Source organism: Tsukamurella tyrosinosolvens (assembly GCF_900104775.1).
Classification (GTDB): Bacteria; Actinomycetota; Actinomycetes; order Mycobacteriales; family Mycobacteriaceae; genus Tsukamurella; species Tsukamurella tyrosinosolvens.
In genome coordinates this window covers 1,839,175-1,863,045 of sequence record NZ_FNSA01000003.1, presented here as the reverse complement: position 1 = coordinate 1,863,045, position 23,871 = coordinate 1,839,175, and the positions used below count along the sequence as shown (strand labels likewise).

The window sequence follows — 23,871 nt, the reverse complement described above, 5'->3', positions numbered from 1 at the left end:
TCAGACCCCCGCGTCAGCTCCGTCCGACGGTGCGCCGGCCTCCCCGGTCGGCGCACCGTCGTCGGCGTTGCGCACACGCAGGTGCATCAGGATCTCGGCGTGGCCCTGCAGGAAGGCCTTCTCATCGAGCTTCTTGCGCCGCATCCACCCCGTGACCTCGGAGTTGCACTTGCTCGCATTGCACGAGCGGCACGCGGGCACGACGTTCTGCTGGGTGTACCGGCCGCCGCGCGAGATCGGCAGGACGCAGTCCTTCTGGAACGGCCCCTCGCCGCCGCAGTAGGCGCACACGCCCCACAGGCCGAGCAGTTCCTCCCACTGGGCGCCGGTCAGGTCGTTGTCCGCGGCCGCCACGCGCTTCGCGCGACGTCGCGCGATCCTGGCCTTGCGGGTCCGCGCACGCGGAGGAGTCGACTTCGGGGGCACGGACATACGGTACTCACGAAAGACGATACCGATTCGGTAGTTTCCCCTCGGGAACCGGATGAAAGGAATACCGTCCACTCATGCCTACCTATGAATTCCGGTGCAGCAGTTGCGGACCCTTCGACGCCGTCTTCAGCATGCGCGAGGTCCCCGCGGCGACGCCGTGCCGGTGCGGCGCCCCGGCGCGTCGCGGCATCACGGCGCCGCGGCTGGGCAGCGGCGCGTCGGGCGCGATGCGCCTGCTCGACGCCACCAAGGCCACCGCGGAGCGACCGGCCGTCGTGTCCGCGCCGCCCGGCCGGACCGGGGGCGGCGCACCGTCCGACCCGCGGCACGCGCGCCTCCCCCGCCCCTGAATCCCCCCCGATCTCCACCGAACAACCGAAGAAGAAAGGCCCGCTCCATGCCCGAAGTCGTCTTTCCGCTCGATTCCAGTAAGAAGTTCACCGACCAGGAGAAGATCGGCCACAACCGGTGGCACTACGCCATCCCGCCGGCGGTCACCGTCAAGCCCGGAGACACCTTCCGGGTGCACTGCCGGGAGTGGTTCGACGGTGCCATTCACAACGACGACTCGGCCGAGGACATCCTCAATGCGCCGCTGACGACGGTGCACACGCTGTCGGGCCCGATCGCGGTGGAGGGCGCGAAGCCCGGCGACCTGCTCATCGTGGACATCGTGGACGTGGGCCCGATCCCGCAGGAGGACAGCGGCCCCCTCGCCGGCCAGGGCTGGGGCTACACGGGCATCTTCGCCAAGGAGAACGGCGGCGGCTTCCTCACCGACCAGTTCCCCGACGCCTACAAGGCGATCTGGGACTTCACCGGCCACACCGCCACGTCCCGGCACGTGCCGCACGTGAGCTTCACCGGCATCATCCACCCGGGCCTCATGGGCACGTCGCCGTCGAAGGACCTGCTCGCCCGGTGGAACGCCCGCGAGGCGGCGCTCATCGCGACCGATCCCGACCGCGTTCCGCCGCTGGCGCTGCCGCCCGAGCCGAACGACGCCGTCCTCGGCACCCTCACGGGCGACGCCTTCACCGCGGCCGCCGCCGAGGCCGCGCGCACCGCCCCGCCGCGCGAGAACGGCGGCAACCAGGACATCAAGAACCTCACGCGCGGCACCCGCGTCTTCTATCCGGTGTTCGTGGACGGCGCGAACCTCTCGGTCGGCGACCTGCACTTCAGCCAGGGCGACGGCGAGATCACCTTCTGCGGCGCCATCGAGATGGGCGGGTTCATCGACCTGCACGTCGACATCATCTCGGGCGGCATGGAGACCTACGGCGTCAGCGAGAACGCGATCTTCCTGCCCGGCGGCGACGTGGGTCCGCGGTACGAGCAGTTCCTCGCGTTCTCGGGCACGTCGGTGACCCTCGACGACGAACAGCGGTACCTGGACAGCCATCTCGCGTACCAGCGAGCGTGCCTGCACGCGATCGACTACCTCACCAAGTTCGGCTACAGCCCGGAGCAGGCGTACCTGCTGCTCGGCGCCGCGCCGATCGAGGGCCGCCTGTCCGGCGTCGTCGACATCCCGAACTCCTGTGCCACGGTGTACATCCCGACGTCGATCTTCGACTTCGACGTCACGCCCGGCAAGGACGGCCCGGTGCGGATCGACCCGGGTCAGGGGGCGCCGCGCGCGTCCCGCTGATCCTCGTCGTGCCCGGCCCCGGGAAGCGGCCTCGGCGAACCCGCCGTCCGCCCCGGGGCCGCGGCGTGCGCGGGGTCAGCGCGGGAAGGGCAGGCCCGGCGGGATCGTGATGGTGCGGGGCGCGCCCGGCGGCAGGTCGATGCCGGGCGGGATCACCACGGTCGTGGGGTAGGGCTGCGTGGTCGTCGGTGCGGCGGTGGTGGTCTCCGCCGTCGGGTAGGTCGTGGTGGGCGCCGTGTACTGCCCGCCGCCACCGGCGGGCTGGTCCTCGGTGACCGCCGGGGCCGGCGCCGTGGTGGTGGCCGCCGCGGACGACGACGCGGACGCGGACGCCGACGACGGGCTCGCGGGCGCGCTCTGCGCCGCCGAGGGATTCACGGTGAACGAGGGCACCGACTCGGGATCGGACGGGGCGCAGGCCACCGCGGCGCCGCACGCCGCGACGACCGCCGCACCGGCGAGGGTCCTGCGGAACGCGGCCGTGCTCGTGATCACAGTGAATGCCATATGCAACATACGATCGTATTCAGGGCCGCATTGCAAGCCTGTCAGCTCGGCGCGGTGCCCACCCGTTCCCATCGGTGCCCCAGGAAGCGCAGCACCACCGCCGCGCACCGCAGCACCATGAACGCGGCGAGGCCGGACCAGATCCCCGCCAGCCCCCACCCGAAGGCGTAGGACAGCCAGATCAACGGCAGGAAGCCGACGAGGGCCGCCGCCATCGTCGCGGTCCTCAGGTACGCGGCGTCCGCGGCGCCGAGCAGCACCCCGTCGAGGGCGAACACCACGCCCGCGATCGGGATCATCCCGACGAGGAACCACCACGGCACCGTCAGGGCGTCGAGCACCGCGGCATCGGTGGTGAACAGGCGCGGCAGGGTGCCCTGCAGCGCGGCGAGCGCCGCCGCGATCCCCACCGCGAACGCGGTGGACCACACCGTGACCCGGCGGCCCAGGGACCGTGCCGCACCCGTGTCCCCCGCCCCGAGGGCCGCCCCCACGAGCGTCTGCGCGGCGATGGCGAGCGAGTCCAGCACGAGTGCCACGAAGTTCCAGAGCTGCATCGCGATCTGGTGCGCGCCCACGTACTGCGCGCCCGCCCGCGCGGCCACCGCGCCGGCCGAGACGAAGCACACCTGGAACGAGAGACTGCGCACGATCAGGTCGCGCCCCAGCACCAGCTGCGCGCGCACCAGGTCCGGCCGCGGGCGCAGCGCCGTGATCACGCCGCCGCCGGCCGCCCCGGCCGCGCGCACGACGGCTCCGAGGAACAGCACCCCGCTCACGACCTGTCCGGCCAGGTTCGCCCACGCGGAGCCGACCAGGCCCAACTCGGGGACGCCGCCCCAGCCAAAGACCAGGGCGGGACACAGCACCGTCGACAGGCCGAGCCCGACCAGCACGAAGACCAGGGGCGCGCGGGGCCGCTGGACACCCCGGAGCCAGCCGTTCCCGGCCATGGTGATGAGGATCAGGGGGATCCCGAAGGACGCCACCCGCAGCCAGGATTCGGCGGCCGTGGCGATCTCCTCGCGGCCCGCGACCGCCCGGGTGACGGGCCCGGCGAAGCCCTGCACGAGGGCCAGCAGGACGCCGCCGACCGCCAGCGCGATCCACGTCGCCTGCACGCCCTCGACGACCGCGCCGCCGGGGTCGCCGGCGCCGAACCGGCGGGCCGACCGCGACGTGGTGCCGTACGAGAGGAAGGTCAGCTGCGTCGAGACGGTCGCCAGGATCAGGCCGCCGACCGCGAGGCCGGCCAGCGGCAGCGCCCCCAGGCGGCCGATGACGGCGGTGTCCCAGAGCAGGTACAGGGGCTCGGCGGCGAGCACTCCGAGCGCGGGCAGGGCCTGGCCGACGATGCGCCTGCCCAGTCCGGCGGGCACGGAGGCGGTCTCGGTCACGCGGTTCCCGTCACGTTCGGGCGATCAGACGCGCGCGAGGAAGGCCGCGACCACGTCGTCGCCCGAGCCGGCGGCGGAGTACCCCGCGGCGAGCCGATGCCCGCCGCCGCCGAAACCACGCGCGACCTCGGAGACATCGAGGTCCGTGCGCGCGCGGAGCGAGGCGGACCATTCGCCGCTGTCGCTCTCCTTGAACAGCGCGGCGACCTCGCAGTCCTCGGCGGTGCGCAGGAGATCGATCAGCGACTCCGCGGCGTCCCATCCGAGCGGCCCGCGATCCTGCGCACGGCACACGGCGTACACGGCGCCGCGGCCCCCGAAGGCCTCGGGCACCGCCGTCGCCGAGCCCAGCACCGCGGCGACCATGGTGAACCAGGCGCGGGGATGACTGTCGAGCAGGTCGCGCGAGAGATCCCGCCCGCGCGCGCCCGCGGCGAGCAGCCGGCTCGCCATGACGTGACCGGCGGGCGAGGCCCACCGGAACGAGCCGGTGTCGGTGATCAACCCGGCGTAGAGGCAATCGGCGGTACCGGCGTCGAGCTCCGCGCCCAGCGCGTCGATCACGGCGAGCACGAGCTCGGTCGTGCAGTTCGCGGCGGGGTCGATCAGGTCGACGGTGCCGAACCCGGTGTTCGTCGCGTGGTGGTCGATGACCACCCGCACCGGATGTCCCTGGAAGGACTCCTCGAGTCCCGCGAGCCGCTCCGAGCTGGCGCAGTCGACGGCCACGGCGACCTCCGCATCGGCCATCGGCGCGGTGAAGCCGTCGACGCCGGGCAGCAGGCCGATCCCGGACGGCAGATCCGGTCCCGGGTGGCTGACGGTGACGCGCGCGCCCCGGGCGCGCAGTACGCGCGCGAGTCCCAGGCCGGAGCCGAGAGTGTCGGCGTCGGGGCGCACGTGGCAGTACACCGCCACGCTGCGCGCACCGTCCAGCGCCGCCGCAGCGGCCACTGCGGCGTCTGTCACCGCTCGGCCCCGTCCGGTTCGTCGTCCGAGTCCTCGTCGTCGTGCTTGTACGGGTCCGCTTCGCCCGCGGGCTTCGCGGTGGCGGCCACGGCCGCGACCCGCTCGTCCTGCTCGCGAGCCTTGGCGAGCAGCGCCTCCATGTTCGCGACGGCGGCGGGGACCCCGTCGAGCTCGAAGCGCAGGGTCGGCGTGAATCGCACGCCGGTACCGGCCCCGACCTTGCTGCGGAGCTGGCCGCGGGCCTTCTCCAGGCCGGCGGCGGCCGCCTCGTAGTCGGGCTCGACGTCGAGGGTCGGGCCCATGACGGTGTAGAAGACCGTCGCATCGTGCAGGTCGTTGGTCACGCGGGTGTCGGTGACGGTGACGTAGTCGAGCCGCGGATCCTTGATGTCGTGCTCGATCGCGGTCGCGACGATGGTCCCGATCCGCTTGGCGAGCCGAGCGGCCCGTGCCGGGTCAGCCATGGCCAGTCCCTCCCTTAACACGTCGAACGATCAATCGGCGGAACGGTGTGATCAACCGATGGAACAGCGAGCATATCCCGGTGCGGCACTGCGGTCTCGGCACCTGCGTCGACCGCACTCAATCCCGTGTCGCGCGGGTGCGTCAGTCCTCCGGACCCCAGAGGCGCCGCCGCACCGACAACAATTCCACCTCGGGGTGCCCCGCGACAGTGCGTTCGCAACGATCGAGCACGTCGCCGACGTGACCGGCGTCCGGACCGACGAGGCCGACGCCGACGACGGCGCGGCGATGCAGGTCCTGATACCCCACCTCGGCCGCGCTGACGGAGAATCGGCGCAGCTCGGCGAGGATGGGCCGGAGCACGGAGCGCTTGTGCTTGAGCGAATGCACGTCGCCCAGGAGCAGGTCGATCTCAATGACACCTGTGAACATCAGTCGGGCCACCCGGCCCTGGGGATAGTCGGCGGGTGCGGCCGGCGCAGATCGCGCCGGCCGCACCCGGCCGGAGGAACATCAGTCGCGCGGCTTCTCGACCAACTCGTAGGTCTCGATCACGTCGCCGATCTTGATGTCGGAGTACGAGAGCGTCAGACCGCATTCGTAGCCCTCGCGGACCTCGGTCGCGTCGTCCTTCTCGCGCTTGAGCGACGTGACCGTGAGGTTCTCGGCCACGACCGTCGAGTCGCGGAGCAGGCGCGCCTTCGCGTTGCGGCGCATGATGCCGGACTGGACCATGCAACCCGCGATGTTGCCCACCTTGGACGACTTGAAGATCGCGCGGATCTCCGCCTGGCCGAGCTCCTTCTCCTCGTAGACCGGCTTGAGCATGCCCTTGAGCGCGGCCTCGACCTCGTCGATCGCCTGGTAGATCACCGAGTAGTAGCGGATCTCGACGCCCTCGCGGTTGGCGAGCTCCGTGGCCTTGCCCTCGGCGCGCACGTTGAAGGCGATGATGATCGCGTTCGACGCCGACGCCAGGTTGACGTTGGTCTCGGTCACGCCACCGACGCCGCGGTCGATGACGCGCAGCTGCACCTCGTCGTCGACCTCGATCCCCAGCAGGGCCTCCTCGAGCGCCTCCACGGTGCCCGAGTTGTCGCCCTTGAGGATGAGGTTGAGCTGGCTGGTCTCCTTCAGCGCGGCATCCAGGTCCTCGAGCGAGACCCGCTTGCGCGAGCGCGCGGCCAGGGCGTTGCGCTTGCGCGCCGCGCGCCGGTCGGCGATCTGCCGAGCGATCCGGTCCTCGTCGACCACCAGCAGGTTGTCGCCCGCCCCGGGCACCGAGGTGAAGCCGATGACCTGCGCCGGGCGCGACGGGGTCGCCTCCGTGATGTCATCGCCGTTCTCGTCGACCATGCGCCGCACGCGACCGTAGGCGTCGCCCGCGACGATCGAGTCGCCGACCCGCAGGGTGCCGCGCTGGATGAGCACGGTGGCCACCGGGCCGCGGCCGCGGTCGAGGTGCGCCTCGATCGCGACGCCCTGCGCGTCCATGTCGGGGTTGGCCCGCAGGTCCAGCGAGGCGTCGGCGGTCAGCAGCACCGCTTCGAGCAGCGCCTCGACGTTCGTGCCCTGCTTCGCGGAGATGTCGACGAACATGGTGTCGCCGCCGTACTCCTCGGGAACCAGGCCGTACTCGGTGAGCTGGCCGCGGATCTTCTCCGGCTGCGCGCCCTCCTTGTCGATCTTGTTCACCGCGACGACGATCGGCACGTCGGCCGCCTGCGCGTGGTTGATGGCCTCCACCGTCTGCGGCATGACGCCGTCGTCGGCCGCGACCACGAGGATCGCGAGGTCGGTGGCCTTCGCACCACGGGCACGCATGGCGGTGAACGCCTCGTGACCCGGGGTGTCGATGAACGTGATGAGGCGCTCGTTGCCGTCGAGCTCCGTGAGCACCTGGTAGGCACCGATGTGCTGCGTGATGCCGCCGGCCTCGCCCTCGCGGACGTTGGCCTTGCGGATCGTGTCGAGCAGTCGGGTCTTACCGTGATCGACGTGGCCCATGACGGTGACCACCGGCGGGCGCTGCTCGAGGTCGTCCTCGCCGCCCTCGTCCTCGCCGTAGGTGAGGTCGAAGCTGTCGAGCAGCTCGCGGTCCTCGTCCTCCGGGCTGACGACCTGGACGACGTAGTTCATCTCCTCGCCCAGCAGCACGAGGGTCTCCTCGTTCACCGACTGGGTGGCGGTGACCATCTCGCCCAGGTTGAACAGCGCCTGGACCAGCGATGCCGGGTTCGCGTCGATCTTCTCCGCGAAGTCGCTCAGCGACGCGCCGCGAGCGAGACGGATCGTCTCGCCCTGGCCGCGGGGCAACCGGACGCCACCGGCGATCGGCGCCTGCATGTTCTCGTACTCGGCGCGTTTCGCCCGCTTCGACTTACGGCCACGACGCGGAGCGCCACCGGGACGACCGAATGCACCCGCGGTGCCGCCGGGACGACCACGACCGCCGCCGCCACCGGGACGACCCCGGAAACCGCCCGCGGGCGCACCGGTACCGGTGCCGCCGCCGGGCCCACCGCGGTAGCCGCCGCCACCGCCGCCGGGACGACCGCCGGGCCCGCCACGACCACCGGGGCCGGGACGGCCCTGCGCGGCCGGACGTGCGGCGCGCGCGGGCATCGCACCCGGGGTCGGGCGCGGAGGCATGCTGCCGGGGGTCGGACGCGGGCCGCCGGGACCGGCCGCGGGGCGACCGCCCTGGGGACGGGGACCGCCCTGGCCGGGAGCCGGACGCGCGCCGCCCTGGGGACGGGGACCGCCCTGGCCGGGAGCCGGACGCGCGCCGCCCTGCGGACGCGGGCCGCCGGGGCCCGGCTGCGGACGCGGCGCACGCTCGACGGGAGCCTGCGAGGAGAACGGGTTGTTGCCCACCTTCGGGGTGCGCGGGCCGGGCTTGGGGCCGGCCGGGCGCGGGCCCGGGCGTGCGCCGGGAGCCGCGGGACGGGCCTCGGGCTCCGACGGTGCGGCGCTCGCGGCGGGGGCCGCCGGTGCGGCGGGCTCGGGGGTCGGCTCGGGCGCGGCCGGCGCCGCGGGGCGCGGGCCGGGACGGGCCGACGTGGGACGGGGTGCATCCGCGGCGGGCGCCGGGGCTGCGGGGGTGCTCGCGGCCGCGGGGCCGGGCTTCTTGGCCGGGGCGGGGCCCGGCTTCGCGCCTGCGTCGGACTTGGATCCGTACGACTCGCGCAGGCGTCGCGCGACGGGGGCTTCCACCGTCGACGACGCGGACTTCACGAACTCGCCCTGCTCACTGAGCCGTGCGAGAACTTCCTTGCTGGTGACACCGAGCTCTTTAGCCAACTCGTGCACGCGGGCCTTGCCTGCCACTCTTCTCCTCAAATGTGAGGTCGAGGGCATCACTGGTCCCGCCGACCTCGGTTAGTTACTCCGATTGCCGTTCATCGCTGGTGCTTCACGGTGTGCTCATGTCTTCAGCTCGATTCCTTCATCTCCGAGTAGGTGGGCCTTGGGAAAGACCAACCGTCTTCAGACCGCTCATAAGCATAGCGCGTCCGTGCAAGTCGATTCACCGCAGGGAGTCGTCCAACGGCCCCGAAACCCGGAGCGCCCGGCGGAACGCGTTTCTCTTCCGGGCCTGCTCCCGGCACGACGGATCGTCGTGCAGCCACGCGCCGCGGCCCGGGAGGCGGCGCCGCTCGTCCACGACCACGGTGCGCGCACCGTCGACCTCGTCGGAGGCGACGACCCGGATCAGCTCGGTCGCGGGCGCCCGGCGCCGGCACCCGATGCAGGTGCGGACCGGCCCCGGGACGTCGCCGGCCGCGCGGGGGCCGGCCCCGGAGCCGGGGTTCCCGCCCGGCCTCCTACTCACCTCGCGGCGCACTCTCCGCGTCCGAGCGGATGTCGATCCGCCAGCCGGTGAGCCGGGCGGCGAGGCGGGCGTTCTGCCCCTCCTTGCCGATCGCGAGCGACAGCTTGAAGTCGGGGACCACCACGCGGGCGGCCTTCTCCTTGGCGTCGACGATGGTCACCGACACCACCGACGACGGCGACAGGGCGTTACCGACGAAGACCGCGGGGTCGTCGTCGTAGGAGATGATGTCGATCTTCTCGCCCTCGAGGTCGCTCATCACGTTCCGCACGCGCTGGCCCATCGGGCCGATGCAGGCACCCTTGGCGTTGAGGCCGGCGACGGAGGTGCGCACCGCGATCTTCGAGCGGTGGCCCGCCTCGCGCGCCACCGAGGTGATCTCGACGCTGCCGTCGGCGATCTCGGGGACCTCGAGCGCGAAGAGCTTCTTCACCAGGTTCGGGTGGGTGCGCGACAGGGTGATCTGCGTGCCGCGCTGGCCGCGGCTGACGCCGACGACGTAGAACTTCATCCGGTCGCCGTGGTTGTAGCTCTCCCCCGGCACCTGCTCGGCGGGCGGCAGCAGGCCCTCGTGGCCCTCGCGCTCGCCGCCGATCCGGACCACGACGAAACCGCGGGCCGCGGCGCGGGCGTCGGCCTGCACCACACCGGAGACGACCTCGCCCTCGTAGACCGCGAACTCGCCGAACGTGCGGTCGTTCTCGGCGTCGCGGAGGCGCTGCGTGATGAGCTGCCGCGCCGAGTCCGCGGCGATGCGGCCGAAGCCCTCGGGGGTGTCGTCCCACTCGGTGATGATGTTGCCGTCGGTGTCGAGCTCCTGCGCGAGCACCTTCACCTCGCCGGTGCGGCGGTTGACGTCGATCCGCGCGTGCGGCTCGTGCCCGTCGGTGTGCTTGTAGGCGGTGAGGAGGGCCACCTGGATCGCCTCGATGACGGTCTCCACGGAGATGTCCTTCTCCGCCTCGATCGCCCGCAGGGTCGCCATGTCGATGTTCATCTAGTCCTCGTTCCTCTGCGCCGCACCGGCGCCCTCGCCCGTCAGGTCCTCCGGTTCGGTACCCGACTCCACGCGCCCGGGCGTGATGCCCGAGAGCTCCATCTCCTTGGGGTTCGGCCTGCGGAACTCGACCCGGACGGCGGCCGCGGCCACCTCCGCGAGGTCGAGGTCGCGGGTCGTCGGGGCGGCCCCCTTCGCCCCGGGCAGGACGACGGTGACCGTGGTCCCGCCGTCCGGCCCGTCGTCCGTGAGCGGCCCGATCCGGGCCAGCAGGTTCGTTCCGTCCGCGAGCTCGATCGCCGCCTGGCGGCCGCGGGCGCGGCGCCAGTGGCGGGGCTCGGTGAGCGGGCGCTCCGCGCCGGGCGTGGTGACCTCGAGGGTGAACGCCTGGGCGCCGAAGACCTCGTCGGCGTCGTCGACCGCGGCGGAGAGCGTCCGCGCGACGTCGGCGAGCTCGTCGAGCGTGGGGCCGGCGTCGCTGTCCACGACGACCGCGATGGACGACTTCGTGCCCGCGTTGTTGATCTTCACCTGCTCGAGATCGAGCCCGGCCGCGTCCAGGTGAGGCGCGATCACGGCCTTCACCGCCGTTTCGTCGTAAGCCATACGCGCCTCCCTGTGAAATTGTCACCGGACGTGCCCGGTGTCGAACGCTGCGGCCAGTGTACCCGGACGCGCCGCTAGACTCGCCCCCGTGATCGCCCCATCCCCCCGCCGCGACGACGACGCGCCGTCGCGTCCCGGCATCGACCGACGCACCGCCCTCACGTCCGTCCTCCTTGCCGGGGGCGCACTCGCGGGCGGGGCCGCGCTGGCCGGGTGCACCACCCCCGAGGACCGCGCCGACGATCCGCAGGCCGTGCGGCTGCAGGCCGCCGCCGCGCAGGCCCAGGCCGATGCGGACGCCGCGCGCGGCCTGGCCGTGCTCGACGGGGCCGCGGGCCCGCAGCTGCGGCTCATCGCCGATCAGCGCGGCCAGCACGCGTCGGCGCTGGCCGACGAGCTGTCCCGGTACATCGAGCGCCCCACCTCCGTGACCGCCGCACCGTCGTCGATCCCGGCGGCGGCGTCGCCGCTGAACCGACAGTCGTTGCACGCCCAACTGACCCGGTCCGCGAAGGACGCCGGCGATGCCGCCGTCGCCGCCTCCGGCTACCAGGCCGCGCTGCTGGGCTCCGTGGCCGCGGCGGCCCGGGTGCACGCGGAGGTGGTGCTCGCATGACCCCCGCCCAGGACGCCGTGGCCGCGGCGCTGACGTCCGAGCACGCCGCCGTGTACCTGTACGGCCTCGTCGAGGCCTATGCCGCGCCCACCCGCAAGGCCGAGATCGCCACCTACGCCGCCGAACACCGGTCGCAGCGCGACGCCCTCGCGCGCGTGCTCAGCGCCGCCGGCGTCGAGGTTCCCGTCGCGGCGCCCGCGTACACCCCGCCCGAGCCGGTCACCGACCCCGTCAGCGCGGCGAAGGTGGCCGCGGCGGTCGAGGACGACGCCGCGGCCGCGCACCGCAACGTGCTCTCGCAGGCCGACGGGGACGGGATCCGGCACCTCGGGGTGACGGGCCTCGGCGGCGCCGCCGTCCGCGGCGCACGGTGGCGCGTCGCGCTCGGCGTGTCCCCCGTGACCACGCCGTTCCCCGGTATCCGCACCTGACGTTCCCTTTGCCTGCCTTTACACTCGGGGGATGACGTCCAGCGATCCCCAGCAGCCCGGCGACGGGACCTACGACCCGACGGTGATCCGGCCGGCCGAGCCGAACCCCTCCGCGCCCGACCTGACCAAGCGCGACGGTGACACGCCCGCCGGACAGGACGTCGGCGGCGATCCCGACGCGGCGACGACGGTGCACCAGACCGCGCAGCCGGATCCGTATGCGGCGCCCTCGGCGTACACCCCGCCGGCGGATCCGTACGCCGCGCCGGCCGATCCCTACGCGGCGCAGCAGAACCCGTACGGCGCCCCCGCGGATCCCTACGCCGCGCAACAGAACCCGTACGGCGCCCCCGCGGATCCCTACGCGGTGCAGAACCCGTACGCCGCGCCGCCTCAGTACCCGGGCCAGGACCAGTTCGGGCAGCAGCAGTACCCCGGCCAGGCGTTCCCCGGCTACCCGGCGCAGCCCGGGTACCCCGCGCAGAACTACGGCCAGCAGGCCGGCACCAACGGCCTCGCGATCGCCGCGCTGGTGTGCGGCCTCGTCTCGTACCCGCTGGGGTGCGCGTACGGCATCGGCATCGCCACGGCGATCGCCGCCGTCGTGATGGGCATCATCGGGATGAAGCAGGTCAAGCAGTCGGGCCAGGGCGGGCACGGGATGGCCCTCGCGGGCGTGATCCTCGGCGGCGTCTACATCGTATTGTTCATCATCGCGATCATCCTCATCTTGGTGGTCGGCGTCAGCGGAGGCTTCGACAGCACCTCGAACCTGTTGTCCGTCATTTCCTGACGCGAAGAGCACGGAAGCCCGCACCAGTCGGTGCGGGCTTCTGCGTCTACTGAGTCAGCGCGCGGCGGTGACGATCTCCGCGGCGGCGTCGGCGACAGGGATCTCGCGGGACTCGCCGGTGAGGCGGTCGCGGAGCTCGACGACACCGTCGGCCCAGCCCCGGCCGACCACGACCACGGTCGGGACGCCGACGAGCTCGGAGTCCTTGAACTTGATGCCCGGCGACGCCTTGCGGTCGTCGAGCAGCACCTGCAGGCCGGCCGCGTCCAGTTCGGCGGCCAGCGACTCGGCGCCCGTCCAGGCGCCCTCGTCCTTGTTCGCGATCACGACGTGCACGTCGAACGGGGCGATGCCCTTGGGCCAGCGCAGGCCCTTGTCGTCGTGCTGCTGCTCGGCGATCACGGCGACGAGCCGGGAGACGCCGACGCCGTACGAGCCCTGGGTGAGGCGCACGGGCTTGCCGTTCTCGCCCAGCACGTCCACCTCGAAGGCGTCGGTGTACTTGCGGCCCAGCTGGAAGATGTGGCCGATCTCGATGCCGCGCGCGGACTGCAGGACGCCCTTGCCGTCGGGCGAGGCGTCGCCGTCGCGGACCTCGGCGGCCTCGATGGTGCCGTCGGGGGTGAAGTCGCGGCCCGCGGTGAGGTTCACCACGTGCTGCCCGGGCGCGTCGGCGCCGGTGATCCAGGCGGTGCCGTCGACCACGCGCGGGTCGACGAGGTAGCGCACTTCGTTCTCCAGCAGTGCCTTCGGCCCGATGTAGCCCTTGACGAGGAACGGGTACTTCTCGAAGTCCTCCGCCTCGATCAGCGCCACCTCGGTCGGCTCCAGGGAGGCCTCGAGGCGCTTGAAGTCGACCTCGCGGTCGCCGGGCACGCCGATGCCGAGCAGCTCCCAGTCCCCGCCGGGGGCGCGGGTCTTGACCATGACGTTCTTGAGGGTGTCCCCCGCGACGACCTCGCGCCCGAGGACGGAGGCGCCGTCGGCGGCCTCGTTGGCCCAGGCGACGAGCGTCTCGATGGTGGGCGTGCCGGGGGTGTCGAAGACCTGCGCGGCGGGCAGACCGTCGAGCGGGATCGCGGGCGGCGCGGGCGTGATGACGGCCTCGACGTTCGCGGCGTAGTCCGACTCGGTCGAGTGCACGTAGGTGTCCTCGCCGACGGGGCTCACCGCGAGGAACTCCTCGGAGGCGCTGCCGCCCATGGCGCCGGACGTGGCGGACACGATGACGTGCTCGACGTTAAGGCGCGCGAAGATCCGCTGATAGGCGGCACGGTGCTTGGCGTACGCCTCGGACAGCCCCTCGTCGGAGGTGTCGAAGCTGTAGCTGTCCTTCATGACGAACTCGCGGCCGCGGAGGATGCCCGCGCGGGGCCGCTCCTCGTCGCGGTACTTCGTCTGGATCTGGTACAGGATGACCGGCAGGTCCTTGTACGAGTTGTACTCGCCCTTCACGGTGAGGGCGAAGATCTCCTCGTGGGTGGGGCCGAGCATCATGTCGGCGCCCTTGCGGTCCTTGAGGCGGAACAGGCTGTCGCCGTACTCCGTCCACCGGTTCGTGGTCTCGTAGGGCTCGCGCGGGAGCAGCGCGGGCAGCAGGATCTCCTGGCCGCCGATCGCGTTCATCTCCTCGCGGACGACCTGCTCGACGTTCCGTAGCACCCGCAGGCCCAGCGGCAGCCAGGAGTAGACGCCGGGCGCGATGCGCCGCACGTAGCCGGCGCGGACGAGCAGCTTGTGGCTGGGGACCTCCGCGTCCGCGGGGTCGTCGCGGAGCGTGCGCAGGAACAGCTGGGAGAATCGGGTGATCACGACGCCACAGCTTAGTGTGTCCGGTGTGCTGATCCTGCTTCCCCCATCGGAAACCAAGGCCGGCGGCGGCGAGGGCGCGCCCCTCGACCTCGGGCTGCTCACCTTTCCCACGCTGAGGCCCACCCGCGAACGACTCCTCGACGCCCTCGTCGCCGTCTCGCAGGACGACGGTGCCGCCCGCGCCGCGCTGAGCCTGTCGGCGGGGCAGACGGACGAGCTGGAGCGCAACCGGGCGCTGCGCACCGCGCCCACCCGACCCGCGATCGAGCAGTACACGGGCGTGCTCTACGACGCCCTCGACGTGCGCGGGCTGACGAAGGCGCAGCGCGCGAAGGCCGACGCCCGCCTGGCCGTCGGATCGGCGCTGTTCGGGGTCGTCGGCGCCGTCGACCCGATCCCCGCGTACCGGCTCTCGTCGGGGTCGAAACTGCCGGGCCTGGGCACGCTGGCCGCGGAGTGGAAGCCCGCACTGGCCGACGCGCTCGCCGCGGCCGACCGCGGCCTCGTCGTGGACCTGCGGTCCGGCGGCTACGCGGCGCTCGGCAAGGTGCCCGGGGCGGTCACCGCCACCGTCGTGACCGAGAAGCCCGACGGCTCGCGCGCCGTCGTCTCGCACTTCAACAAGCACCACAAGGGCCTGCTGGCCCGGGCGCTCGTGGTCACCCGCGCAGAGCCCGGCGACGCGAAGGCCGTGGTGAAGGTCGCCGAGAAGGCAGGCCTGCGCGCAGAGCTGTCGTCGCCCACCGAGGTGACGATCGTGACCGCGGGGTGACGCGCCGGTCGCCCGGCCGGTTCCTAGTCCTCGTCGAGGCGGTGCCGCCGGGCGCGGCTCACGCGTTCGGCCTGAGGCGAGGCCTCGGGGTGGTGCATCGCGTCGGGCTCGGGCAGCGAGTGCCGCCCGCCGGTCGAGGGTGCCCCGGTGGACGGAGCTCCAGTGGATGAGGCTCCGGCCGACGGGGCCTGCGGCTGCGGGGGCACCGCGGGCGGGCGCTGGATCGGGGCGCTCGGCCGCTGCACGGGCCCGCTCGGACGCGGCGCCTGCTGGCCGGGCCGCGGCATCGCGCCGCTGGGGCGCTGCATGGGCCGGCTCGGTCCGCCCTGCTGACCCGGCTGGCCCTGCTGACCCGGCCCGCCCTGCGGCGCCGGGCCGGGCTGACCCGGCCGGCCGGGGCGCTGGACGGGGCCGCTGGGGCGCGGCTGCTGCCCGCTCGGGCGCCGGATCGGCGCGCTCGGCCGCGGCACCTGCCCGCTCGGACGCTGGATCGGCGCGCTCGGGCGCTGCTGCGACTGCGGGGGCGCCGCTGGAGCCCGGTACTGCGGGTCCGCCGCCGGACGGGGAGGCTGCGGGGCCTGCGACGGACGCGGCAGGTCGGTGCTCTCCCGCTGGATCGGGCCCGAGGGGCGGGCGACGCCCGCGAGCCCCTCGCCGGGCCGGCCGGTGCGGGGCAGCGGGTCGCTGGGGTGCGAGTACGCCTGCTGCGGCGCGGCCGGGGGCGCCTGGGGCGGTTGCGTCGCGGGCCGGTGCTGCACCGGCTGCTCCTGCTGCGGGGCCTGCGGTCGCTTGATGGCACGGAAGCGGTCGGTGAAGTAGACCGGCTCGGGGTCGCCGGGCTTCTCGTTGTAGGCGCGGTCGTAGTCCTCGCGGCGCACCGCCGGGAAGGACCCGGAGGTGACGTCGCCCTCGATGGGCTCCCAATCGTCGTCGACGTCGTCGTCGTGATCGAAGGCCTGCGCCGGGAACGACGTGGACGGGATCGATCCGCCGGACTTGCTCGACTCCTGCGCCGCCTGCCCCTCGGCGACCTCCTCCGGGGTGAACCGCATGAAGGGCACCACGACCAGGCCGGCGAGGATCAGGATCGCGGCGCAGGCGATGAAGGCGAGGCCGAAGCCCGACGCGAGCGCGCTGCGTTGCGCATCGGTGAGCATCTCGTGGGTGATGTCGCCCTTGGTCGGGCCGCCCTCCTTCATGATCCGGGAGGTCACCAACACCTGCACCGAGGCCAGCCCGACGATGCCGCCGATGTTCTGGCACACCTCGACCAGCGCCGACATCGGACCGGTCTCGGACGGGCGCACCCCCGCCAGGGCGCAGATCGGCAGCGGGATCATCGCGAAACCGACGCCCAGGCCGATGACGAAGACCGGAAGCCCGATGTACGGGAAGTAGCTGACCGTCGACGGGTCCTTGGTCATCAGTGTCGGGACGTAGATGCACGGCAGGAAGACGATGACGCCGCCGATGGCGACGAGCCAGCGGGCCTGGACTTTGAGGGCGAGCTTGGACGAGATGGGCGCCGCGATGCCCATGCCGACCGCGAACGGGATGAGGGCCAGGCCGGATTCCAGCGGGGTGTACCCGAGCACCTGCTGGAAGGTGAGCGCGACGTAGAAGCCGAGCGTCGGGATCAGCGCACCGCAGACCAGGATCGCGACCATGGCCGCGACGCGGTTGCGGTTGTGGAACAGCGAGAACGGCAGGATCGGGTTCTTCGCGGTGCGCTCCACCACGAGGAACGCGACGAGGCAGACCACGCTGACGGCGGCGGCGACGTAGACGCTGACGCCCTGCCAGTGGACCTCGGGGCCCATGGTCAAGGTGTAGACCCCGGCCACGCAGCCCGCGACGGCCAGGAACGCGCCCTTGATGTCGAGGGCGTGGCGGCGCTCCGAGGTCGACTCCTCCAGGGCGATGACCGCGCCGATGATGCACACGATCCCGACCGGGACGTTGATCCAGAAGACGAATCGCCAGTCCCATGTGGCGAGGAGGCCGCCCGCGACGAGACCCGACACCGAGCCCAGGCCGGCCATAGCGCCGAAGATCGCGAAGGCCTGGTTACGCGCCTTGCCCGGCGCGAAGGTGGTGGCGATGAGCGCGAGCGCCGTGGGGCAGGCGATCGCGGCGAAGAGTCCCTGCGCGGCGCGCGCGACGAGCAGCCACGCCTCGTTGGTGGCGAAGCCGGTGAGGAGAGAGGCGAACGTGAATCCCGCGACGCCGAGGATGAACATCCGCTTGCGGCCGAAGGTGTCCCCCAGCCTGCCGCCGAGCAGCATGAACCCGCCGAAGGTCACCGCGTAGGCGCCGAAGACCCAGATCTTCGCCGCGTCCGAGAGGTGCATCGCGTCCTGGATGCGCGGGAGGGCGACGAAGACCACCGTGCCGTCGAGGACCGCGAGGAACATCATCCCGGAGAGGACGACGATGGCGATGCCGAGAGCGCTGCCCTTGACGCGGTACGTCTGCGCCGGGGCACCGGGTGCCATCGTTGAGGTCATGAAGACCGAGGCTACCGGCTGAGCGAAGGCACGAAGAAATCGCTCGTGCCGGTTTCCCGGTTCGACGAAGGACGTCGCACCCCCGGTGCGTGCACTCAGCACGCATCGTGCGGGGCCGTTTGCGCAGCCCACGGACGGTGCCGCCGGATCCGGCCCGGCGAGGTCGCCCGGACGGTCACATCTCGGGCGACACGCCGGGCACGGAGCCCGTCAGTCCTCCAGCCGGTGCCGGCGGGCGCGGCTGACGCGGTCCGCCTGCGACGTCGGCGCGGGGTGGTGCATGCCGTCGGGCTCCGGGGCCGCGTGCCGACCGGCGCGCGCGGGCACCGGGACGGGCTGCTGCTGCGGCTCCGGCTGGTCGGCGGCGCGGCGCGGCACGGGACCGCTGGGGCGCGGCGCCGGCTGCTCGACCCGGTACTGCTGCGGAGCCGGGCGCGGCGGGCGGTAGTCCGGGACCGAGGCCCGCGGCGTGGGCGGCACCGGCGGGCGCGGCAGGTCGACGCTCTCGCGCTGGATCGGGCCCGACGGGCGGGCGATGCCGGCGAGGCCCTCCCCCGGGCGCGAGGCCGGGCGGGGCAGCGGGTCACTCGGGTGGGAGTAGGCCTGCTGCGGGACCGTCGGCGCCGGGCGGGTCAGGGGGTCGCTCGGCTGCGAGTAGGCCTGCTGCGGGGCCGTCGGCTGCGGGCGCTGCTGCGGCCGGGCGACGGGGACCTGCTGCGTCGGCGGCTGCGGGGCCGCGGGCTGCGGGACCGGCGCGGACTGCGGCGGGCCAGGCTGGACCCCGAGGCCGGCGAGCGGCGACGCCGACGTCTCGACGTCGGTGCGCTTGATGGCGCGGAACCGGTCGGTGAAGTAGACGGGCTCGGGGTCGCCGGGCTGCTCGTTGTAGGCGCGGTCGAAGTCCTCGCGCCGGATGGCGGCGAAGGAGCCCGAGGTGACGTCGCCCTCGAGCGGCTCCCAGTCGTCGTCGACGTCGTCGTCATCGTCCTCGAAGGCCTGCGCCGGGAACGACGTGGACGGGATCGCGCCGCCGGACTCGCTGGACTCCTTGGCGGCCTGGCCCTCGGCGATCTCCTGCGGGGTGAAGCGCATGAACGGGACCACGACGAAGCCGGCGAGGATGAGGATCGCGGCGCAGGCGATGAACGCGAGGCCGTAGCCGGAGGCCAGGGCGTGGATCTGGTCCCCGGTCAAACCGTCGTGCCGCAGATGGCCGGAGGTCGGGCCGCCCTCGGCCATGATCCGGGAGGTCACCACGACCTGGACCGAGGCGAGGCCGATGATGCCGCCGAGGTTCTGCGCGACCTCGATGAGTGCGGTCAGCGGGCCGATCTCGGACGGACGCACGCCGGCGACGGCGCCGAGCGGCAGCGGGACGACGGCCATGCCCACGCCGATGCCGATGAGGAACACCGGGATCGCGATCTGCGGGAAGTAGTCGATGGTGGCCGGGGCCTTGCTCATCAGGGTCGGGACGTAGACGCAGGGCAGGAAGACGATGGCCCCACCGAAGGCGACCAGCCAGCGGGCCTGGAACCGGCGCACCAGCGTCGCGCTGATCGCGACGGAGATGCCGAAGCCGACGGCGAAGGGCAGCAGCGCGAGCCCGGACTGGAAGGGCGTGTAGCCGAGGACCAGTTGGAACGTCAGCGCGACGTAGAAGCCGAGCGTGGGGATCAGCGCGCCGCACACCAGGATCGCGAGCATGGCCGCGACGCGGTTGCGGTTGTTGAACAGCGAGAACGGCAGGATCGGGTTCTTGGCGGTCCGCTCGACCCACAGGAACAGGGCCAGGCAGATCGCGCTGACCACGGCGGCGACGTAGACCGAGGTGCTCTGCCAGTGCGCCTCGGGGCCCGCCGTGAGGGCGTAGACGCCGGTCACGCAGCCCGCGACGGCGAGCGCGGCGCCCTTGACGTCGAGAGCGTGCCGGCGCTCGGCCACGGCCTCGTCGAGGGTGAACCAGCCGCCGATCGCGCAGGCGATGCCGACGGGCACGTTGATCCAGAAGATGAGGCGCCAGTCGATGGTGGCAAGCAGGCCGCCGGCCACGAGCCCGGCGATGGAGCCGAGGCCCGCCATCGCGCCGAAGACGGCGAACGCCTGGTTGCGGGCCTTGCCCGGCGCGAAGGTGGTGGCGATGAGCGCGAGCGCCGTGGGGCCGGCGATCGCGGCGAAGAAGCCCTGGCCGACCCGCGCGGCCAGCAGCCACGCCTCATTGGTCGCGAATCCCGCCAGCGCGGACGCGACGGTGAAGCCGACGACCCCGAGCAGGAACATCTTCTTCCGGCCGAAGGTGTCGCCGAGCCTGCCGCCGAGCAGCAGGAACCCGCCGAAGGTGAGCGCGTAGGCGCCGAAGACCCAGACCTTGGTCGCGTCGGAGAGCCCCAGGGCGTCCTGGATCTCCGGCATGGCCACGAAGACGACGGTGCCGTCGAGCACGGAGAGGAAGATCATCCCGCACAGCACGAGGATCGGGATGCCGACGGCGCTGCCCTTGACGCGGTAGGACTGCGCCGGGCTGCTGGGCGCCATCGTTGAGGTCATGATGCCCGAGGCTACCGACTCCCCCGCCCGATCCGGAAGTCGAGAACGGTAACAATTGTGACGAGAGTTACTGAAGTGGCGGTCCGGGTTCGGACGGAAAGCCCCGGAATCGGGCGATTCGTGCAGCGCAGGGCCCTGATCGTCAGGTCACTCGATGATCGCCGCTGCGGGGCCGTCACATTTCGCCGACACGCGCGAAACCCACACCCCGGGTGCGGGTCAGCCGCCGAGGGCGGCCGTGAATCCGGCCGTCGCGCCCACGACGAGCACGGCGGGCGGCACGACGTCGGCGGCGGCCGCGTCCGCCGCGATGGTGGCGAGCGTGCCGCGGACGGTGCGCTGCCCGCCCGTCGTCGCGTTCTCGACGACCGCGGCGGGCGTCTCGGCGGGCCGGCCGCCGGCGATCAGCGCGTCGGCGATGGCGGCGAGCCGCTCCACGGCCATCAGGACCACGACGGTGCCGCGCAGCCGGCCGAGCGCGTCCCAGTCGACGAGGCTGTCGGGGTGGCCCGGGGCGACGTGCCCGGAGACGACGACGAACTCGTGCGTCACGCCGCGGTGGGTGACGGGGATGCCGGCCGCCGAGGGCGCGGCGATCGAGCTGGTGATGCCCGGGACGACAGTGACGGAGATGCCCTCGGCGGCCAGCGCCTCGAGCTCCTCGAATCCGCGGCCGAAGACGTAGGGGTCGCCGCCCTTGAGGCGGACGACGAACTTGCCCTCGCGGGCGCGGTCGATGAGCACCTGGTTGATGGCCTGTTGGGCCATCGCCCGCCCGTAGGGCACCTTCGCGGCGTCGATCACCTCGACGTGGGGGGCGAGCTCGGCGAGCAGCCGGGGCGGGGCGAGCCGGTCCGCGACGACCACGTCGGCCAGACCGAGCAGGGCCCGCCCGCGCACGGTGATGAGGTCCGGGTCGCCCGGTCCCCCGCCGACGAGGGCCACCCCCTCGGGCTTGTGGGTGGGCCGGGCGGCCTCGTCGCCCGTCAGGACGGCACGGAGGCTGTCGCGGACGGCGGCGGACCGTCGGTGATCCCCGGAGGCGAGGACGCCCACCTGCAGGCCGCCGGTGGCGACGGTGGCGGGCGTGACGGCCGTGCCCTCACGGGCGAGGTCGGCGCGGACGCAGAAGGTGCGCTGCACCTCGGCCTCGGCGACGACGGCGGCGTTCACCGCGGGATCGTTCGTGGCGGCCAGGACGTACCAGGCGCCGAGGAGGTCGCCGGAGGCGTACTCGCGGCGGTGCCAGACGACGCCGGGCGTGGACTCGACGGCGGGCGTGGCCTCGGGCGCGATGACGTGGACGTCCGCTCCGGCGGCGAGGAGGACCGGCAACCGACGCTGCACGACGGTGCCGGCCCCCACGACGACGACACGGCGCCCTCGCAGATCCAGACCGACGAGGTAGGGATCGTGCGGGGCGCCGTGGCTGTTCATTCCGCTCAGCTTAGTGAGCGGCGTCCGTCACTACGCGCGCGGCTCGGCGTGCTTGGTGGCGGTGTGCACGATGTCGTAGTACACGGCCTTGTTGGAGGCCTCGGGGTACACGCGGTACGTGAACTCCTTCTCGGTGAGGGTCACGATCTCGACGGTGCGCTTGTACTGCACGCTGCCGTCGGCGTTCTTGGCGACGATGGTGCGGGTCTTGCCGTCGGCCGAGACGGTCCAGTCGCCCTTGCCCTTGGCGGTGTCGTCGAGGTTGTAAAGGGTGAAGGTGCCGTCCTTCTTGAAGTACGCCCAGCCGACGTAGTTCTTGACGTTCTTGTCGGTCAGCGCGACCTTGGCGCCCTTCGCGTCCTTGGCGGAGGTGGTCTCCCACGCGGTGGAGGCGAGGACGGCGCTCGGGGTGCCGGCCTTGACGGGGGTGGGCTTCGAGGCGGACGGCTTGGCCGACGCGCTCGCCGAGGCGCCGGTCGAGGGCTTCGCGGACGGCTTGGCCGAGGCGCTGGGCTTGGCCGAGGAGGAGGGCGATCCGGGAGCGGCGTACGAACCGGCGGCGCAGGCGGAGGTGGCGACCACGGCGGCGGCGGCGAAGGTGACGGAGACGAGCTTGATCGACTTGTGCATGAGGCTTTTGTACAGGAAGCTCTCAGCCCGCGCGAGGCCCCCGCTCAGGGTGAGACGAACTCCTCACGCGACCGCTCTGACCAGGCGTTCCGCCACCTCGGGGTATCCGGCAGGATGCACGTGGAGATACGAGGAGTGCACTGTGGGCGAAAGGAACCCGTCGGTCGTGGCGCGACCGTCGGCGTCGCGCCAACCCCAGGCCGCCGCGGGACCCGGCGCGAGCGCGGTGCGGTGGAACTCGTGCCCCGTCACTCGCTCGCCGGGCTCGAACAGGGGGCTGGGGCCGAGGGCGACCGCGTCGCGATAGCCGAGCGTGAGCCGACGGGTGAACGTCGCGGCGCCGGGCACGATCCCGCACATGGGGACCCCGTCGAGCGACTCCGCGAGGTACAGCTGACCCGCGCACTCCGCGTGCACCGCGCCGCCGGCGTCGACCAGGGTGCGCAGCTGCCCGCGCAGCGCCGCGTTCCCCGACAGCTTCTCGGCGTACACCTCGGGGAAGCCGCCGGGCAGCACGACCGCCGCGGTCCCGTCGGGCAGCTCGTCGGTGAGCGGGTCGAAGCGGCGGACGTGCGCGCCCGCGGCGCGCAGCAACTCCTCGTGCTCGGCGTAGCCGAAGCTGAACGCCGGGCCGCCGGCCAGGGCGACGGTCGGCCCGCCCGCGCGGGCCACCTCGGCCGACGGTGACCACCCGGGCCCGTCGGCGACGGGCCTCGCCAGGTCGCGGATCCGCTCGACGTCGACGTGCCGTTCCACCAGCTCCGTCATCGCGGCGACCGCGGCGACGGCGTCGTCGCCGCGCTCGGCGGCGGGGATCAGGCCGAGGTGCCGCGCCGGCACCTCCAGGGCGGCGGCGCCGGGCACCGCGCCGACGGCCTCGAGGCCCGCGTGCGCACACGCGTCGCGCAGCACCCGCTCGTGCCGCGGGCTGGAGACGCGGTTGAGGATGACGCCCGCGATCGCGACGCCGGGCCGGTAGGTGGCGAAGCCGGTGAGCAGCGCGGCGAGCGACTGCGAGTGGCCGCGCACATCGACGACCAGCACCACCGGGGCGCCGAGTGATTGTGCGACGTCGGCGGTGGAGCCGATGCCCTCGGTGACCGCGCCGCCGGGACCGTCGACGATGCGCCCGTCGAACAGCCCCATCACGCCCTCCACGACGGCGATGTCCGCGTCCCGCGCGCCGTGCCGGTACAACGGGGCGATGCGGTGCTCGCCGCACAGCACGGCATCGAGGTTGCGGCCGGGCCGGCCGGTGGCGAGGGCGTGATAGCCCGGGTCGATGTAGTCGGGGCCCACCTTGAACGGCGCGACGGTGCCGGTCCGCGCGAGAGCGCCCATGAGCCCGGTCGCGATGGTCGTCTTGCCGCTGCCCGACGACGGCGCGGCGATGACGACCGCGGGGGCTACCACTCGATGACCTGCGTTCGCGGACGCCGCGCCCCGCGGGATCGGGTGCGGCCC

General features: G+C 73.0%; 22 protein-coding genes. 6 read left to right on the top strand and 16 right to left on the bottom strand.

What is annotated here, in order from left to right:
- Positions 1–432, bottom strand: coding sequence for an HNH endonuclease (locus BLW32_RS10435; protein ID WP_068524969.1), 432 nt, complete (start codon positions 430–432; stop codon positions 1–3).
- A gap of 74 nt (positions 433–506) precedes the next feature.
- Here BLW32_RS10435 and BLW32_RS10430 point away from each other — a divergent pair, with 74 nt between their 5' ends.
- Positions 507–782: an FmdB family zinc ribbon protein gene (locus tag BLW32_RS10430; RefSeq protein WP_068742206.1), complete on the top strand. Its 276-nt coding sequence runs from the start codon at positions 507–509 to the stop codon at positions 780–782.
- Positions 783–829: 47 nt separating this feature from the next.
- The gene (gene fmdA / locus BLW32_RS10425; RefSeq protein ID WP_068742207.1) at positions 830–2,086 is read left to right on the top strand and encodes a formamidase; all 1,257 of its coding nucleotides are present in this window, start codon (positions 830–832) and stop codon (positions 2,084–2,086) included.
- A gap of 75 nt (positions 2,087–2,161) precedes the next feature.
- Here fmdA and BLW32_RS27480 read toward each other — a convergent pair whose 3' ends face one another.
- The 9 genes from BLW32_RS27480 to rimP all read right to left on the bottom strand — a co-directional run bounded on the left by BLW32_RS27480 (position 2,162) and on the right by rimP (position 10,862).
- Positions 2,162–2,593 carry a hypothetical protein gene (locus BLW32_RS27480; protein ID WP_068742208.1) on the bottom strand — a complete coding sequence of 144 codons (432 nt, stop codon included), beginning with the start codon at positions 2,591–2,593 and terminating at the stop codon, positions 2,162–2,164.
- Between the two features lie 41 nt (positions 2,594–2,634).
- Positions 2,635–3,990, bottom strand: coding sequence for an MATE family efflux transporter (locus BLW32_RS10415; RefSeq protein WP_068742209.1), 1,356 nt, complete (start codon positions 3,988–3,990; stop codon positions 2,635–2,637).
- A 24-nt stretch (positions 3,991–4,014) separates the two neighbouring features.
- Complete coding sequence (locus tag BLW32_RS10410) at positions 4,015–4,959, bottom strand: DHH family phosphoesterase (protein ID WP_068524964.1); 945 nt, start codon at positions 4,957–4,959, stop codon at positions 4,015–4,017.
- Entirely contained in the window at positions 4,956–5,423 is a 468-nt protein-coding gene (rbfA, locus tag BLW32_RS10405) for a 30S ribosome-binding factor RbfA (RefSeq protein WP_068524963.1), read from the bottom strand. The genes BLW32_RS10410 and rbfA overlap by 4 nt, the downstream gene beginning before the upstream one ends.
- A gap of 142 nt (positions 5,424–5,565) precedes the next feature.
- Entirely contained in the window at positions 5,566–5,856 is a 291-nt protein-coding gene (locus BLW32_RS10400) for a DUF503 domain-containing protein (protein WP_068524962.1), read from the bottom strand.
- An 81-nt stretch (positions 5,857–5,937) separates the two neighbouring features.
- On the bottom strand, positions 5,938–8,754 hold the full coding sequence (gene infB, locus BLW32_RS10395) for a translation initiation factor IF-2 (protein WP_139286125.1): 2,817 nt from the start codon (positions 8,752–8,754) through the stop codon (positions 5,938–5,940).
- A 199-nt stretch (positions 8,755–8,953) separates the two neighbouring features.
- The gene (locus BLW32_RS10390; RefSeq protein ID WP_082791494.1) at positions 8,954–9,259 is read right to left on the bottom strand and encodes a YlxR family protein; all 306 of its coding nucleotides are present in this window, start codon (positions 9,257–9,259) and stop codon (positions 8,954–8,956) included.
- Complete coding sequence (gene nusA, locus BLW32_RS10385) at positions 9,252–10,256, bottom strand: transcription termination factor NusA (RefSeq protein ID WP_068742211.1); 1,005 nt, start codon at positions 10,254–10,256, stop codon at positions 9,252–9,254. Before nusA ends, BLW32_RS10390 begins: the two co-directional genes overlap by 8 nt.
- Positions 10,257–10,862, bottom strand: coding sequence for a ribosome maturation factor RimP (gene rimP / locus BLW32_RS10380; RefSeq protein ID WP_068626655.1), 606 nt, complete (start codon positions 10,860–10,862; stop codon positions 10,257–10,259).
- A gap of 88 nt (positions 10,863–10,950) precedes the next feature.
- On the opposite strand from rimP, the gene BLW32_RS10375 reads away from it, so the two are divergent.
- Genes BLW32_RS10375 through BLW32_RS10365 form a run of 3 tightly spaced genes read left to right on the top strand, consistent with a single transcriptional unit; the run spans position 10,951 to position 12,702 of the window.
- The gene (locus BLW32_RS10375) at positions 10,951–11,478 is read left to right on the top strand and encodes a hypothetical protein (protein ID WP_068524958.1); all 528 of its coding nucleotides are present in this window, start codon (positions 10,951–10,953) and stop codon (positions 11,476–11,478) included.
- Positions 11,475–11,909 (top strand): ferritin-like domain-containing protein, encoded by a 435-nt coding sequence (locus BLW32_RS10370; protein WP_068524957.1) that lies wholly within the window; start codon positions 11,475–11,477, stop codon positions 11,907–11,909. The genes BLW32_RS10375 and BLW32_RS10370 overlap by 4 nt, the downstream gene beginning before the upstream one ends.
- Before the next feature lie 31 nt (positions 11,910–11,940).
- A complete protein-coding gene (locus BLW32_RS10365) occupies positions 11,941–12,702 on the top strand; it encodes a DUF4190 domain-containing protein (protein WP_068742212.1) in 762 nt (253 codons plus the stop codon).
- 54 nt (positions 12,703–12,756) lie between these two features.
- Here BLW32_RS10365 and BLW32_RS10360 read toward each other — a convergent pair whose 3' ends face one another.
- Positions 12,757–14,514 carry a proline--tRNA ligase gene (locus BLW32_RS10360; protein WP_068742213.1) on the bottom strand — a complete coding sequence of 586 codons (1,758 nt, stop codon included), beginning with the start codon at positions 14,512–14,514 and terminating at the stop codon, positions 12,757–12,759.
- Positions 14,515–14,539: 25 nt separating this feature from the next.
- On the opposite strand from BLW32_RS10360, the gene yaaA reads away from it, so the two are divergent.
- Positions 14,540–15,286, top strand: a complete 747-nt coding sequence (gene yaaA / locus BLW32_RS10355) for a peroxide stress protein YaaA (protein ID WP_068742214.1) — start codon at positions 14,540–14,542, stop codon at positions 15,284–15,286.
- Positions 15,287–15,309: 23 nt separating this feature from the next.
- Here yaaA and BLW32_RS28150 read toward each other — a convergent pair whose 3' ends face one another.
- The 5 genes from BLW32_RS28150 to BLW32_RS10330 form a co-directional block, all read right to left on the bottom strand.
- The gene (locus BLW32_RS28150) at positions 15,310–17,793 is read right to left on the bottom strand and encodes an MFS transporter (RefSeq protein WP_231857392.1); all 2,484 of its coding nucleotides are present in this window, start codon (positions 17,791–17,793) and stop codon (positions 15,310–15,312) included.
- Positions 17,794–18,003: 210 nt separating this feature from the next.
- Positions 18,004–20,340, bottom strand: a complete 2,337-nt coding sequence (locus BLW32_RS10345; protein ID WP_225535520.1) for an MFS transporter — start codon at positions 20,338–20,340, stop codon at positions 18,004–18,006.
- 219 nt (positions 20,341–20,559) lie between these two features.
- The gene (gene cobA, locus BLW32_RS10340; RefSeq protein ID WP_068524954.1) at positions 20,560–21,777 is read right to left on the bottom strand and encodes a uroporphyrinogen-III C-methyltransferase; all 1,218 of its coding nucleotides are present in this window, start codon (positions 21,775–21,777) and stop codon (positions 20,560–20,562) included.
- A 30-nt stretch (positions 21,778–21,807) separates the two neighbouring features.
- Entirely contained in the window at positions 21,808–22,407 is a 600-nt protein-coding gene (locus BLW32_RS10335) for a DUF4822 domain-containing protein (protein WP_082791470.1), read from the bottom strand.
- 63 nt (positions 22,408–22,470) lie between these two features.
- Positions 22,471–23,820 carry a cobyrinic acid a,c-diamide synthase CobB gene (locus BLW32_RS10330; protein ID WP_068742215.1) on the bottom strand — a complete coding sequence of 450 codons (1,350 nt, stop codon included), beginning with the start codon at positions 23,818–23,820 and terminating at the stop codon, positions 22,471–22,473.
- Positions 23,821–23,871: the final 51 nt, after the last annotated feature.